At 49.2% G+C, this 13,875-nt stretch carries 12 protein-coding genes; 6 read left to right on the top strand and 6 right to left on the bottom strand.

Features of this window, described 5'->3' with window-relative positions; genetic code table 11:
* Positions 1-172: 172 nt before the first annotated feature.
* The 4 genes from IEX81_RS09345 to IEX81_RS09330 form a co-directional block, all read right to left on the bottom strand.
* Entirely contained in the window at positions 173-469 is a 297-nt protein-coding gene (locus IEX81_RS09345; protein ID WP_373292358.1) for a transposase, read from the bottom strand.
* Positions 470-729: 260 nt separating this feature from the next.
* Positions 730-1,674, bottom strand: coding sequence for an aldo/keto reductase family protein (locus tag IEX81_RS09340; protein WP_188802800.1), 945 nt, complete (start codon positions 1,672-1,674; stop codon positions 730-732).
* A gap of 118 nt (positions 1,675-1,792) precedes the next feature.
* The gene (locus IEX81_RS09335; RefSeq protein ID WP_188802799.1) at positions 1,793-3,055 is read right to left on the bottom strand and encodes an aminopeptidase P family protein; all 1,263 of its coding nucleotides are present in this window, start codon (positions 3,053-3,055) and stop codon (positions 1,793-1,795) included.
* 358 nt (positions 3,056-3,413) lie between these two features.
* A complete protein-coding gene (locus IEX81_RS09330; protein WP_229727545.1) occupies positions 3,414-4,154 on the bottom strand; it encodes a WecB/TagA/CpsF family glycosyltransferase in 741 nt (246 codons plus the stop codon).
* Between the two features lie 493 nt (positions 4,155-4,647).
* Between IEX81_RS09330 and IEX81_RS09325 the strand changes: the two genes are divergently transcribed.
* The gene (locus tag IEX81_RS09325) at positions 4,648-5,721 is read left to right on the top strand and encodes a glycosyltransferase family 4 protein (RefSeq protein WP_188802797.1); all 1,074 of its coding nucleotides are present in this window, start codon (positions 4,648-4,650) and stop codon (positions 5,719-5,721) included.
* 181 nt (positions 5,722-5,902) lie between these two features.
* Here IEX81_RS09325 and IEX81_RS09320 read toward each other — a convergent pair whose 3' ends face one another.
* The gene (locus IEX81_RS09320; protein WP_188802796.1) at positions 5,903-6,556 is read right to left on the bottom strand and encodes a YigZ family protein; all 654 of its coding nucleotides are present in this window, start codon (positions 6,554-6,556) and stop codon (positions 5,903-5,905) included.
* A 360-nt stretch (positions 6,557-6,916) separates the two neighbouring features.
* Between IEX81_RS09320 and IEX81_RS09315 the strand changes: the two genes are divergently transcribed.
* The 4 genes from IEX81_RS09315 (at position 6,917) to IEX81_RS09300 (ending at position 12,224) form a co-directional block, all read left to right on the top strand.
* Entirely contained in the window at positions 6,917-8,092 is a 1,176-nt protein-coding gene (locus IEX81_RS09315; RefSeq protein WP_188802795.1) for a sensor histidine kinase, read from the top strand.
* Between the two features lie 242 nt (positions 8,093-8,334).
* Complete coding sequence (locus IEX81_RS09310; RefSeq protein WP_308424076.1) at positions 8,335-9,039, top strand: response regulator transcription factor; 705 nt, start codon at positions 8,335-8,337, stop codon at positions 9,037-9,039.
* A gap of 960 nt (positions 9,040-9,999) precedes the next feature.
* Positions 10,000-11,442, top strand: coding sequence for an ATP-dependent helicase ComFA (locus IEX81_RS09305; protein ID WP_188802794.1), 1,443 nt, complete (start codon positions 10,000-10,002; stop codon positions 11,440-11,442).
* Positions 11,439-12,224: a ComFC family protein gene (locus IEX81_RS09300; protein WP_188802793.1), complete on the top strand. Its 786-nt coding sequence runs from the start codon at positions 11,439-11,441 to the stop codon at positions 12,222-12,224. The genes IEX81_RS09305 and IEX81_RS09300 overlap by 4 nt, the downstream gene beginning before the upstream one ends.
* An 85-nt stretch (positions 12,225-12,309) precedes the next feature.
* Here IEX81_RS09300 and IEX81_RS09295 read toward each other — a convergent pair whose 3' ends face one another.
* Positions 12,310-13,131, bottom strand: a complete 822-nt coding sequence (locus IEX81_RS09295; RefSeq protein WP_229727544.1) for a C39 family peptidase — start codon at positions 13,129-13,131, stop codon at positions 12,310-12,312.
* Positions 13,132-13,466: 335 nt separating this feature from the next.
* On the opposite strand from IEX81_RS09295, the gene IEX81_RS09290 reads away from it, so the two are divergent.
* Entirely contained in the window at positions 13,467-13,862 is a 396-nt protein-coding gene (locus tag IEX81_RS09290) for a TIGR03826 family flagellar region protein (protein WP_188802792.1), read from the top strand.
* The last annotated feature ends 13 nt before the right edge of the window (positions 13,863-13,875 follow it).

The following is a 13,875-nucleotide window of genomic DNA, read 5'->3' as shown; positions in this document are numbered from 1 at the left end:
TGAAAAGATTTCCTGATCTTCTTACAGAGTGCTTTTCTCCGTACGTCCCGATCCGTCTGAACCTCACGCCTGTTCCGCCATTTATAATAGCCGCTCTTCGATACGTTCAGCACGCGGCACATCAACACAACAGTATGTTCATCTCGATGAGCATCAATGAACCTGTAGACCCCTACTGGCCCTTGGTGAAGATGTGCATGGCTTTTTTTAAGATTTCGTTCTCTTCTCGCAGTGCTTTAATTTCTTTAGCGTACTTGGCTTCCAACTTTGAAAGTTCACCGGGAGTCACATACTTTCCCTGATCCGGCCCCAACTTCTTTTTCTTGTAGGCTGCCACCCAATGGTTGACTGTGGATTCCGGGAGCTCCAGTTCAAAGGCAACTTGACGGGCGACCCGGTGCTCTTCCACCACAAGCTTTGCGACATATTCCTTATACTCAGGGTCTCGATGTTTCGGCAATGTGAACACGTCCTTTAAAATTATAGTTCAATCATACGGGATCCCATTTTGACGTGTCCACCATTTAGACTAACTCTAGATTTGGCTGATAGACCCGTGAATCCGGCCGGAAGGAGGCCCAAATTGGCCGATAGGCTTGCGAATCCGGCCGGAAGAGGGTCCGAATTGGCCGATAGACCCGTGAATCCGGCTGGTAACCCGGCTATTGAATAAAGCGCAAAAAAGCCGGATCCCCAATTACGCCACGGGGTTCCGGCTTTTCGCCATATTTAGTACGCTAAAATAGCTTCAATTTTATCAAGTATTTCTCTGTCGAGCACGACGTCGGCTGATTTGGCGTTGTCGACAATTTGTTCCGGTTTGCTGGCGCCGACGACCGTGCTAGCTACGTTATCCTGACGGAGGATCCAGGAGAGAGCGAGCTGGGCCATGGTGATATCCAGTTCTTCAGCAATTTTCTTGAGCTCGGCAACTTTGCCGAGGTTCTCGGTTGTCAGAAAGCGATGAACGGATCCGCTTTTTTCTGCAGCACGGCTTCCGGCCGGAGCATCGTCCACCGACTTATATTTTCCCGTGAGTACGCCTTGGGCGAGCGGCGACCAGCAGACCTGACTGACGCCATGTGCAGCGCTGGCCGGAATAACCTCTTTCTCGATCTTGCGGTAAAGCATGCTGTATTGTGACTGGTTGGCGACGAAATGATTGAGCAGCTTTTCATCGGCGATATGTGCGGCTTCCGTAATCTGGGCAGCCGTCCACTCACTGACCCCGATATAGTTCACTTTCCCCTGGTGAATCAGATCATCGAAGGCGCGCAGCGTTTCTTCGACCGGAGTTTCCAGATCAAAGCGGTGACAATAATACAGGTCGATGTAATCAACGTCGAGCCGTTTCAGGCTGGCATCAGCCTGCTCCATGATATGTTTTCTGGACAGGCCGCGGTCGTTGGGACCGTCACCCATGGGGAAGAAGACCTTCGTCGAGAGGACGATGGATTCGCGCGGGAAGGCTTTAATTGCTTTGCCGACCACTTTTTCTGCTTCGCCGCGCATGTAAACATTGGCGGTGTCAAAAAAATTGATGCCGAGATCATAAGCTTTCAGAATGGTGTTCACCGCGTTTTCGTTTGCCACATAACCGCCATAGGTCAGCCAGCTTCCCAGACTGACTGTGCTGACCTTGAGTCCGGAATTTCCGAGATGGCGATATTTCATTTAGAAACCCCCTTCGATAATTTGTGTTTTGCATAACTTTGGCACAGGATCCCAGTTGCGCAATTGCGGCGGGACGCACAGAGAGAAGGGTGGAACCGCTGTGGAAGACGTGTCAGCCTTACTGCAGGTTCTTATTGCGTTCGGCCATATAGCTTTCAATTTCATTTGTGGTCCGAGGAAGTCCGGTAGTCAGCACCTCGTAGCCGTTTTCGGTGACGAGGACGTCATCTTCTATGCGGATGCCGATGCTTTCTTCTGGAATGTAAAGTCCCGGTTCGTTGGTGATCACTTCGCCGGGCACAAGATTGATATCGCGATAGTTACCGACGTCGTGGGTATCGAGTCCGAGCGAGTGGCTGACATGGTGGAAGTAATACTTGCGTAATTCTTCCGGTTTTTGAATCAGACCGATTTTGAGCAGTTCTTCAGTAAAGAATTTGATCGTAAAATCGTTCAGTTCTTCAAAAGCAACACCCGGTTTGACCATTTTTGTGACTTCCTGGTTGCAGCGAAGGACGATGTCATAAATTGTTTTCTGACGTTCGGTAAATTTTCCATTAACAGGGAAGGTGTAGCTGATGTCGCCGTTATAATATTGATACTGGGCGCCGAGGTCAAGCAGAACGAGACTTCCGTCCGCAGCGGTACCGGTATTGGCCGAGTAATGAAGCACCGTGCCATTGTAACCGCTGGCAAGAATGGTTGGAAAAGCGAATTCGGTGATACCGCGGCTCTTCAGAACAAAATTAAAATACGCTTCCAATTCGTATTCCTTCATGCCGGGTTTTGCATTGGCAAGGACATTCTTGATGCCTTCCGCAGTGATTTGTCCGGCCTTACGCAGGAGGTCAATTTCTTCCGGCGACTTGACTACACGAAGGTTGCTGATCACCGGGTACAGGTTATGGATCGACAGATAAGGGTAGGTGACCGCCGCTTCGGCAGCGAACTTATTCGCCGGTTTGGCCGGATATTCCCATGATTTGGCTTCGAGGTCCGCATAAAGATGCGTATAGACACGACCGTCAAACTGTGAATGGATGAAACTATCCAGTTTATCAAGCAGTTCAATATTTTCAATACCGGAAGCTTCCTGGGCTTCGTTCGGTGTGATCGTCTCTCCGTACCATCTGGCCATCCACGGGTCGGCCCGCTGAATAAACAACGTCTCGCTGACCTTTCCGCCGAACTTTGCGGCAACGAAAACAACTTTCGGTTCCGTGATTCCGGTCATATAATAGAAATTCCGGTTCGGGTAAAAGGGATAGCTCTCATCCGCCGACTGATGAGCCGCCTCGCCGGCGAAAAGGATCGTCAGCGACTGATCCTCGAGCGTTTCATAAAGCTTGTTGCGATTGCGTATAAAAAAACTCCTGTCCATACGGATCATCCTTCTTTCGTCATGATGTCGTTCCTCTACCATTCTATCATTTTACAGATCGGAAGTCGTAGAATCTCACCGTTAATATAAGCGATGATCTGACATCATTTGTCATCGGAAGGAATGGATGATGCTGCGGGCCAAGGCCGAGGGGGGCGAATTCCGATTGCATCGGAACTTTCAGAATGTCTCTTCTGAAAAAGGGGAGCTGACTCACGAAGTCATCCGAAGATGAATTAAACTATGTCAACTAAGTTAACGATGCACGAAATCTTATCACAGGAAGGGACTTAAATATGGAAAACGTTTTCGCACCAGAGTATTCGCACCTTTCGCTTCATTTTGCGAGGGTACAGGCTTATAAGCGCTTTTTTGTTTTCAGTTGGATGACTTTGATAAAAAATTGCAGGTGGCCGATCACGTTCCGCCGCCACATTCTTCTCGGTTCAAGCACCATCCGGAAGAGCCATTCGAGGTTCAGTTTTCGCATCGCTTTGGGTGCGCGCGGTTTTTTCCCTGAAACAAAATCAATATAGCCTCCGGCAGCAATGCGGATACGTGGGGTCAATTCATGATCGCGGCGGTCGATAAATTTTTCCTGAAGAGGCATACCCATGCCCACGATCAGCACGTCGGCCTCAGATCGGTTGATTTCCCGGACTATTTCTTGTTCCGCACGAAAAAAACCGTGGTGATAGCCGGCGATCTTCAGCCGGTGGTATTTTTCCTTAATGCGCCGCGCCGCTTCACTGACAATATCTTCCGTCGATCCGAGCAGATAAACGGACCATCCTTCGTCTTCGCATTTCCTAAGAAAAAGGGGAATCAGATCCGTGCCGTTCAGGTTTTCGCCAACGCGAACGCCCCATATTCTAGCGCCCAGTTTGATACCGATACCGTCGTTGAGCAGATAATCCGCTCGATTCAGGATCCCGCGATAATCCGTGTCTTTTTGGGCAATATTGAAACCATGATCGTTAAGAAAATAAAGGTTCAGCTTTTCTTTTTCTCCGGCCTTTCCGGCAAGTGTTTCAATAAATTCCTGCTTTGAAGTGAACACACTCATGTATATATTTCCGATGCATTGCTTTTTCGCCAAAATGAACCCCTTCTTCTGAATCTGCATTCAGCATGTCTCATATTGTTTCATTTTCATCGACAGAACCCGTCTCTGTCAAGCATTCCATAATCCCGTGTTTGTCCGCTTTTCGAATTTTTATACCCCTTTAGATGAGAAAGTCAAAAAAAATCCAAAATCCAGCTATTCGTCTAAAAAAAATGTAGACTGGCATTAAGCAACAGGTTCAGTTAAAAAATAGTCCGGGACAAAACGATTTTTGAATCCTGCATCTGAAACGCGGGTCATACGGCCTTAAAAATTGCTTCAATGATGCACAGTTTTCATGGTTCACAGTTATTTAACAAAACTAATCAATAAAAGAAGCAAGTTAAGCGATTGTTAAGAAAGTACTGGTATCCTCTTTACATTGTGATATAATATCCGTTGAGTAAAAGAGACAAAACTATTTTCTCTGAAAACCGTTTTAGACTTTTGCCGAACGGGAATTTTGGATACAAGGCAGGCTGACACTATGGTCTATTTGACGTTTGTCATATGTTTTTTGGCTGCAATCGGGCTTACACCCCTTGTTAAAAAGCTTGCTATTCAAGCAGGCGCTACCGACGTTCCCAACGCGCGCAAGGTTCACAAGAAAATCATGCCGCGCATGGGCGGTTTGGCTATTTACTTCGCCTTTATCATCGGCATGGTCATTTTGTGGCCGGTCAGCAGCTATACAATACCGCTGATCGCGGGCAGTGTCATTATCATTCTTACAGGTATTTTAGATGATTTGTACTCCCTGTCGCCCCGGGTGAAGCTTATTGCCCATTTTTTTGCGGCTCTGGTCATTGTCGAGGGCGGAATCACTGTCACTTATATCAATCTGCCGTTTAACGGCGTCCTTTATCTGCACTGGCTGAGCATTCCGCTGACACTGCTCTGGATCATGGGTATCACGAATGCGATCAATCTGATTGACGGGCTGGACGGGCTGGCTGCCGGCGTTTCAAGCATTGTTTTAATGACGATTGCCGGGCTCGCGTTGACAGAAAATGACTTGTTCGTGTTCGCGGTCAGCGCAGTGCTTCTCGGGAGCACGCTCGGTTTTCTTCCTTATAATTTTCACCCTGCAAAAATATTTATGGGGGACACCGGAAGTTATTTTCTCGGCTACGTCATCTCGGTTCTGGCGCTGCTTGGGTTCAAGAATGTGACGATGTTCTCACTCGTCGTTCCGGTCGTTATTCTGGCCGTCCCGATTTCCGATACATTGTTCGCGATTATCCGAAGGCTGGTTAATAAAAAACCGTTAACCGCTCCCGATCGGTCGCATCTTCATCACTGCCTACTCCGTTATGGTTTTTCACAAAGCCAGACCGTGGTGCTGATGTACGGCATGAGCGCGATGTTCGCTCTTGCGGCGATTCTGCTGTCAACTTCCACGTTGCTTGGTTCGCTGCTCATTATTATCGGCGTGATGGTCACGATTGAACTGGTAGTCGAAGGTGTCGGACTGGTAAGCACAGGCTACAAGCCGCTGCTGAAGACCTATAAGCGGATTCTCAGCCTGGCAAAAGCGCTCAGCCCGGCTAAGGCAAAATAAAACAGGACGAGTCTATTCCGGAACCGGACAAGAACGGTTCCGGCTTTTGGGCTTGGTCGTCGCAGAACGCCAATCTGCCGGTCCGGAATGGTTGAATAGGGGGGACGTAACCAAAGTACGAAGTGCGGTGGCCGTTTTCAGGGGATGTCCACTATTTTTTTCTTCGGTTTTTAAAAGGTTCTTATCTGTCCGCAGATTCGGGCAATTTTTTCTGGAGATAAAGTTCCTCAATTTTTCTGTTGTCCGCCGTACCGTTTGTCAGGTCCTCGATCCAGCTGGCATAAGCAGGGCTCTCCTCCTGGCGGGTAAAGACATCGAATGATACTTTATCGGTATACTGCACATCCTTCACAAGATAGGGAGACTCGCGAAGTTTATTGTCAATTGAACCGCTCAGATGGTAGTCGACACTCGTGCGCCATAAATCCGTGGGGATCTGTTCGATTACCTCGGCGGCGGCAAGCCCCGCGGCGGCGACATGAGCGTAAGCGCGGATAAGTCCGCCCGTCCCCAATTTGATTCCCCCGAAGTAGCGGGTCACGATGACCAGCACATCACAGAGTCCGCGCCGTTTCAGTACGTCGAGAATCGGCACGCCCGCCGTTCCGCTCGGTTCTCCGTCATCACTTGCCTTCTGGATTTCCTGCTTCTTTCCAATGATGTAAGCGAAACAATTGTGATTGGCCTTCCAATGTTCCTTGCGCTTTGTTTCAATTGCCCCGATTGCGTCGCTTTCCGAAGCAACAGGGAAAACGCTCGCAATAAAACGGGAGCGGCGGATCTCAATTTCCTTGATGGCCGGGTGCATGACCGTTATATAAGAGGATAATGTCACAAAAAAACAACTCCTTGCCGGACACTTTTGTTCGCTTCCGGACGTATCACTTTGAGCAACATCTTTACCTTCTGAGAAAAAGTCATGGAATTCTGATGCTGCTCAATTTTATAAAACCATATCATTCTTACTTCGACAAATCAATGACCCGTCAGTCCGTTCAAACTAATAAAAACGCTTAATTTATGCTATTATAAAATAATTGGTAACATTTACACTTGTAATATGTTTGATGCTATTAAAAAATGAAAAGAGATTGTTTTAAAGTGAAATAGTTCTTTGGCACTATGGGGAGATAGGTACAAGGTGTCTAGCGAGTACGGCACTGTTCAGCTACATTTGTTACTATGGAGGGAAAAAATGTCAGCCGACAAAAATGAACGTGAGGCGCATGACGTAAAACATCTTGATAAAATCATCAACAATATGATTGAAAACGTCAGCGACAGCAAAACACAGATTTTTGAAATAGGCGAACAATCCAGAACAGAGCACGACGAGCTGGCTAAAGAACTTCACTTGTTAAAACATGAACTAACCGAGGTGATTAAGCGCAGCGACCGGCTGGAGATTGAAGCAAGACAATCGCGGGGGCGACTGGCCGAAATCAGCAAAGCGTTTGATCATTATGGAGAACAAGATATCCGGAATGCCTATGAGCGGGCAAACAGCATTCAGAATGAGCTGTCAATTGTCCGTGAAATGGAAAAGCAGATGAAGGCTCGGCGCAACGAACTGGAACGCCGTCTTGTGCAGCTGGCAGCAACGATTAGGAAAGCCGATAGTCTGGTGGGACAGGTAACGGTTGTCCTCAATTATTTGACAAGTGATTTGAAGCAAATTGGGGAAGTGGTCGCCAGCGCGCGTGAACAACGCGCGCTTGGTCTGAAGATCATCGAGGCGCTTGAAGAAGAGCGGAAGAGGCTTTCCCGTGAAATCCATGACGGCCCGGCTCAGACGCTGGCCCAGGTCCTGCTCGGACTTGATGTTGTGGAGCGCGTCGGCAAGAAAGAAGGATCCGAAGCAGCCAGGCAAGAGCTGCAGAAGTATCGTGCCATGGTGCAGGACGCGCTTGCCGAAGTCCGGCGGATTATATACGATTTAAGACCGATGAGTCTGGATGACCTTGGTCTGGTGCCGACGCTTCAAAAATATTTTCATCGAGTAGACGGAGATTATCCGTCTATTGTCATCGACTTCCGCTGCATGGGTGAGGAAAAGCGCCTGCAGTCCCGCATGGAAGCCGGACTTTTTCGGCTGATGCAGGAAGCAGTTCAAAACGCCTGCAGCCATGCCCATCCGAAACACATCGTTGTTCGTCTGGAATTTCGTGAAGACCGGATACGGATTCATGTGAAAGACGACGGTATCGGTTTCGACCAGTCGATCAGAAAAGAAGGCAGCTACGGTCTGATCGGGATGAAAGAACGTACCGAGTTATTGAACGGCAAGCTGGCTATCCATTCGGGAAATGGCAGAGGCACTTCGGTCTTAATTAATGTTCCGATCCAGCACGGTGACGAATTAGAGAAATAATGGATTTAATAAAAATTGTCAGATGGGCGGTTGCCCCCCGTCTCATATCTATTGACTGACCGATAAAAAGAGAGGTGAGGAACCTGCTGCGGCGAGGGGCGGCACGGATAATCCCGGGTCCGGCATGACTGCCGGATTGAATACGTGAAGGGTACGGCGGAACACCTTGAAGCGTGCGGCCGCCATTGGCCGATACTTCCCAAACGACAGGGATATTCATGTTTTTTGCAGCAGGTGTGACAGTGACAAACGTTCGTCCAAAAGTGACTAAAATTGTGTTGATTGACGATCACCGCCTTTTTCGGGAAGGCGTTAAAAGAATATTGAATATGGAACCGGATTTTGAGGTTGTTGCAGAAGGTGATGACGGTATCATCGCTGAAAAACTGATTGATGAATCCAAACCTGACGTAGTCCTGATGGACATCAACATGCCCAAACTGAACGGTGTTGAGGCGACCCGACAACTGATCAAGAATCACCCCGGCCTGAAGGTCATCATTCTTTCGATTCATGATGATGAAAGTTACGTGACCCATGTGCTGAAATCAGGAGCGCTCGGCTATCTGCTCAAAGAGATGGACGCGGATTCAATGATTGAAGCCGTGCGGATTGTTGCTCAGGGTGGAGCCTACATTCATCCGAAAGTCACGCATAATCTCGTCAATGAATTCCGGAGGCTCGCATCGCAGGGCTACTCAAGCGAGCCGTCAGGATTTCGCGATTTGGAATTCCGGCCGCCACTCCATATTCTCACACATCGGGAGTGTGAAGTACTTCAGCTTATGGCTGAAGGAAAAAGCAACCGTTCGATCGGTGAAAATCTGTACATCAGTGAAAAAACGGTCAAAAACCACGTCAGCAACATTCTGCAAAAGATGAACGTCGACGACCGTACTCAGGCTGTAGTTGAGGCAATCAAAAACGGCTGGGTCAAAATTTACTGATCGTTCGAAGACGCAATGGATACGGAATTAGCTGAAACGGCAATGTATCTTGAATAGAAAAATGCATCAGGCGTATGACCCGGATGCAAGTTTACAACCGGGTTAATAAGGGGAGTCGCGGAGTATATGCTGCGATTCTTTTCTTTTGTAAATTGATTTTATCTTGCTTATGGAGGGCGTTCCAGCTGCAGATACTCAAGTAAAAATGGCGATTGACCGCACTTTTTCATGCGCCAAGCAACAGACTTTACTCAGGCGGATCCTGAAAAAACGGCCATGCTGTTTTACAGGTGAGATAAAGCGTAGAAATGAGCAGTCGTCCCAAAATTGGCGCAAAAACGAAAAGAAAGAAGCCGGGCTGAACTTTTTCCTGACAATAAGGTGAAAAGGTTCAATCGAAAGTGTGGAAAGTCATCCGGACAGGACTGCAGCGTCAGAATCAGCGGTAAAAAGTGGGTGTATCGTCAGTAAATTCAAGGGAATCTACAGTAACGGCGGGAGAATCAACAGTAACTCTCGTAGAATCATCAGTAAATCGCAAAGAATCAACAGTAACCGCCTTAGAATCAATAGGTGCAAATAAACAGAAAATTTTCGGGCTTTTTCCGCCGCTCCCAGTACCCGCTTTTCATTCAGATGCCCCTCTTCATCAACCACCGCGAAAAAAATTGTTGAAAAAGAAGGAGTATGCTTTCCAGTGTTGAATTTATAATTTAGAAAGGCAAGTTCGCTTTGTTCTACAAATAAGATAGTAAAAATAAAAGATTTGAGGTGTCTAGTATAAGAAAAACTAAGTCTCAGGCCGTCGTCAAAGACTTGGCTTCAACAAGTTTTTCTTATCTTATTTTTATTTCCAAAGATTCCTCTTGAAATATCCCATTCTGCAGAATCACCTCTTTTTGCAGCCCGTTTCATTTCCTCAGTTTTCCATTCACCCATTCTCCGAAAGAAGGTCTGTCCATGATGCTTTTACCCCGCAGTGATTCGATCCATCCGAACTTTAATCAAGATTTACAGCGCTTTTTATTTGGCAGGGAGTACCAGATTGACGAGCTTCCCTTTCCTGAAGACATGATAAGGCAGCACGTCCGCAAAGGGCTTATTGCGCTGCGGCGCGGGGTCGAGGCCGTTGATGACGGACTGTTCTCACTTCTGCTTGGCAGCAGAAGATGGGTGTGCCGTCGCTGCGGCAACTCAGATCCCGGGCTGTTCGGGTCGTGCGCGTGCGGACGCTGCAGAAAGTCGTGTGTTTATTGCCGCCGCTGTCTGAACATGGGGGTGGTCCGTTCGTGCACGGAACTCGCGACATGGGTCGGCCCCGAACCCGTGCGGCAGCCCGTGACGCCTGGCGGAAACGGAGGACTCTGCGAATGGACTGGAACCCTCTCGGGGGAACAGGCCGCCGCGGCGGCTGAACTCGTCCGCTGCCTGAACGAGGGTCATTCTTTCCTAATCTGGGCCGTGACGGGTTCGGGGAAAACGGAACTGATGTTTCCTGCCATTGAATACGCACTCCTCCGAGGCGAGCGCGTTGTTTTGACGACGCCGCGAACGGACGTCGTCAGAGAACTTTTTCCCAGGATGAAAGCGTCGTTTCCAAGTGTCCCCGTCAGTGCTCTCTATGCGGGAAGCGAGGATAGGATTCCGGACGCGCCCCTCGTCATTTCGACCACTCACCAGCTGATTCGGTTTCACCGCTGCTTTGACCGCGTCTTTATTGACGAGGTGGACGCCTTTCCCTTCCATTTTGATCCGATGCTGGAATATGCGGTTCAGAAGGCGGCAAAAGAAGGGGCACCGTTCGCCTACCTGAGCGCAACTCCTCCTCCCAGGCTAAAGAATGCCTACTTGCGCGGAGATTTAAAGGGCACAAAAATAGCGCGCCGTTTTCACGGACACCCCCTGCCTGTACCCCTTTTCTGCTGGGCAGGGAACTGGAAAAAATCGGTCGCCCAAGGATTCCTGCCTCCCGCAATGCTGAAATGGATCAAGGGAAAAATGGAGGCCGGTATCCAGATATTTCTTTTTGTTCCTTCCGTTTCCCTGTTGAGAGAATTGACGGAACTTTTGCAGCGGGAAGCGCTGGATCATGTGGCCGGTGTGCATGCCGAAGATCCGGACCGTCACGTCAAAGTAACGCTTTTCCGGGAAGGGAGAATCCGGATTCTGGTGACAACGACGATTCTGGAACGCGGCGTGACGGTTCCAGCTGTTGAGGCCGCGGTTTTTGGTGCGGACGATCCCGTTTTTGACGAACGGGCGCTTGTCCAGATTGCAGGAAGGGTCGGCCGCTCTCCGGAATATCCGGCCGGCGATGTCGTCTTTTTTCATAACGGGAGAACGCTGGAGATGGTGCGGGCGCGCCGTCATATCGAGCAGATGAATGAGGAGGGCGGATTTTGAATGGGACACACTGTCTTATATGCGGCGGGATCAGGCAGGATCCCCTGACCGTCCGCACACTTTTGCTGGCCGGGACGGACCCGGGTTTCTGCAAGAATTGCAGGAGAAAACTGGCGCCGATCGATCTGGACGATTGCTGTGCCTCTTGCGGACGCGACCTCAGGCTGATTGACAAAAGCTTTGTCAGCGGCTCGGTCTGCAGCGACTGCCGGAACTGGGCGAAGAGCGGCAGAAACGGTTTGTTCGGCAGAAACCGTTCACTTTTTACGTACAATGAATGGATGAAAGAGATCATAACGATGTTCAAATTTCGCGGCGATGCGCTGCTTGCCGAAGGGTTCAGGACAGAATTCCGCTCAGTGTACAGGAAGCTGAAGGGCAGCGGATGGGAGAACTTGCGGGATTGGTTGAAAACCGGAGAACGACGGGCAGCGGGGGTAAAGTACATAATTGTGCCGATCCCGCTCAGCAAAGAACGGCTTCAGGAGCGCGGTTTCAATCAGGCGGTACTTCTCGCCGAATTATTAGGAGAACCGCTCACGCATGCGCTGGTCCGCCCGGGCAGCGAGCGAAAACAGAGTAAAAAGAACCGCCGGGAACGGCTGATGATCCGTAAGAATCCGTTCCTGTTCAATGAGGAAGCTGCCGGATCGATATCCGGACATAAGGTGCTCCTTATTGACGATATTTACACAACCGGCGCAACGCTGCGCTTTGCGGCGGGAGCGCTTGAAGCGGCAGGACCGCAGCGGATCGACTCGCTGACTCTGGCTCATGGATAAGAGACTGCACGTAGTGCCGATTTTCCGGATTTGAAACGGCCTGCCTTCGAAACGCTAAAAAAAATCGAAAACCTATGCGGAGCGACTAAAAAAACGGCCATTTATGATAGCTGATGGCCTGGCTTCCCATCTGCTGCCATGCTTGGATGAAGGTATTTCTGTCGGCTGATTCATTTTTCCCGCCAAGCGGATTATTAAAGAAGATGTGATTTTGATCGAATCCGGTCACAAGCACGGCGTGTTCCATGTTGGTGACGGTGACCTGTCCGCTTGTGGTTTTCCACGTTCGAAAATCATTGCCGGGGAGCGGTTTGAACGTGACGTTGGTTATCACAACGACCGGAAAGCCAGCGCGAAGCCGTTCGAGTACAGCATCGAACGGCTTGCCGCTCAAGTCGACGATCTGGTAGGGAAGATAGTCGCGTGCGAGGCTGGCGAGCGGTTCATGGTATACGCCATAGCCGGGCTGGCTCAGATCAGTCATGCTTCCGACAAAACCGTGATCCGGGTTGCCGAACTGTCCGTTTTGGTAATAGGGTTCTGTTTTAACCTGGCGCGCGAGCTCCATTTTGCTAACATTGACACCGGCCTGCTCCAGCAGCATGGCGAGCGATGTGACTTCGCAGCCGCGGGGTAATTCAGGATATTGGCGAATTTCAGGGACATCGATCAGAACATGAGATGCTTCCGAATGCCCGCCGGAGACGGCTTCAGCCGTACCTTGCGTCACTTTTTCAATTGCCGCACCCGCCCCGGCAAAAAAACGGCCGATAGAATCGAATAGTGAGAACGGCTGCTGCTTTGCAGCACCGGAGCTTGCGGGCAGTTCTATATTTACGATAATCAGGGCCAGCATGAGATCGAAAAGGACAAACCAGACAAACCAATTTTTTTTTGTAAAACGCACGAATACACCTTCTATCATAGCCGTGACAATAAAAATTTATATTGAGATAAGCCGTGCAATTTGAAAAAAGAGGGCTTTTTTTCCGTAACCGTTCCGTCCGATCAGCTTTGTGAATGCTGAAAAGGTCTTTTTGCAATGCAGCGGACCGTTTGTTCTTCCGATAAACATATTCAATACAAATTTTAACATGAACACGGCCGCAGGTGTAAAAAATGCGAGCACGTTTGTGGCAAGTATCTAAAACTTTTGAAGGATGCGTCCGATAGTCTTACAGAGTGTAAGCTGAGAATCATTTCGATTATAATATAAGAAGAGTTCTCAAAGGAGGGTTTGCTTTGGCGGAACTTGCCAATTGCGCGAACTGCGGCAGACTTTTTGTGAAAGTGGCTTCCCGGCTCTGTCCGGAATGCCTGAAAGAACAGGATCGCCAGTTTGACGTCGTCTACCATTATATTACCCGTCAGGAGAACCGAACGGCCACTGTGCCTCAGGTTCACGAAGCGACCGGTGTTGAAACCGATTTGATCTATCAGTGGGTCCGGGAAGGCAGGCTGGTACCGGCCATGTTCCCGAACATCGGCTACCCGTGCCGGTCGTGCGGATCAATCATTAAGGAAGGCGTTCTGTGCCATAACTGCCGCAGCCGGCTTGAGAAGGAAATCGGTCAGGAAAACATACGGCAGAAAAAGCAGGATGAGATGAAAATACGAAAAACATATCATACAAGATAAACGTGCCGACAGA

It is taken from the genome of Sporolactobacillus putidus (assembly GCF_014647035.1).
GTDB lineage: Bacteria > Bacillota > Bacilli > Bacillales > Sporolactobacillaceae > Sporolactobacillus > Sporolactobacillus putidus.
This window is presented reverse-complemented; position numbering and strand designations above follow the sequence as displayed.

Bases quoted from the DNA above. Each gene is read 5' to 3' on its own strand.
- IEX81_RS09340 (WP_188802800.1), bottom strand. From the start codon at position 1,674: ATGAAATATCGCCATCTCGGAAATTCCGGACTCAAGGTCAGCACAGTC.
- IEX81_RS09335 (WP_188802799.1), bottom strand. From the start codon at position 3,055: ATGGACAGGAGTTTTTTTATACGCAATCGCAACAAGCTTTATGAAACG.
- IEX81_RS09325 (WP_188802797.1), top strand. From the start codon at position 4,648: ATGGTCTATTTGACGTTTGTCATATGTTTTTTGGCTGCAATCGGGCTT.
- IEX81_RS09315 (WP_188802795.1), top strand. From the start codon at position 6,917: ATGTCAGCCGACAAAAATGAACGTGAGGCGCATGACGTAAAACATCTT.
- IEX81_RS09305 (WP_188802794.1), top strand. From the start codon at position 10,000: ATGATGCTTTTACCCCGCAGTGATTCGATCCATCCGAACTTTAATCAA.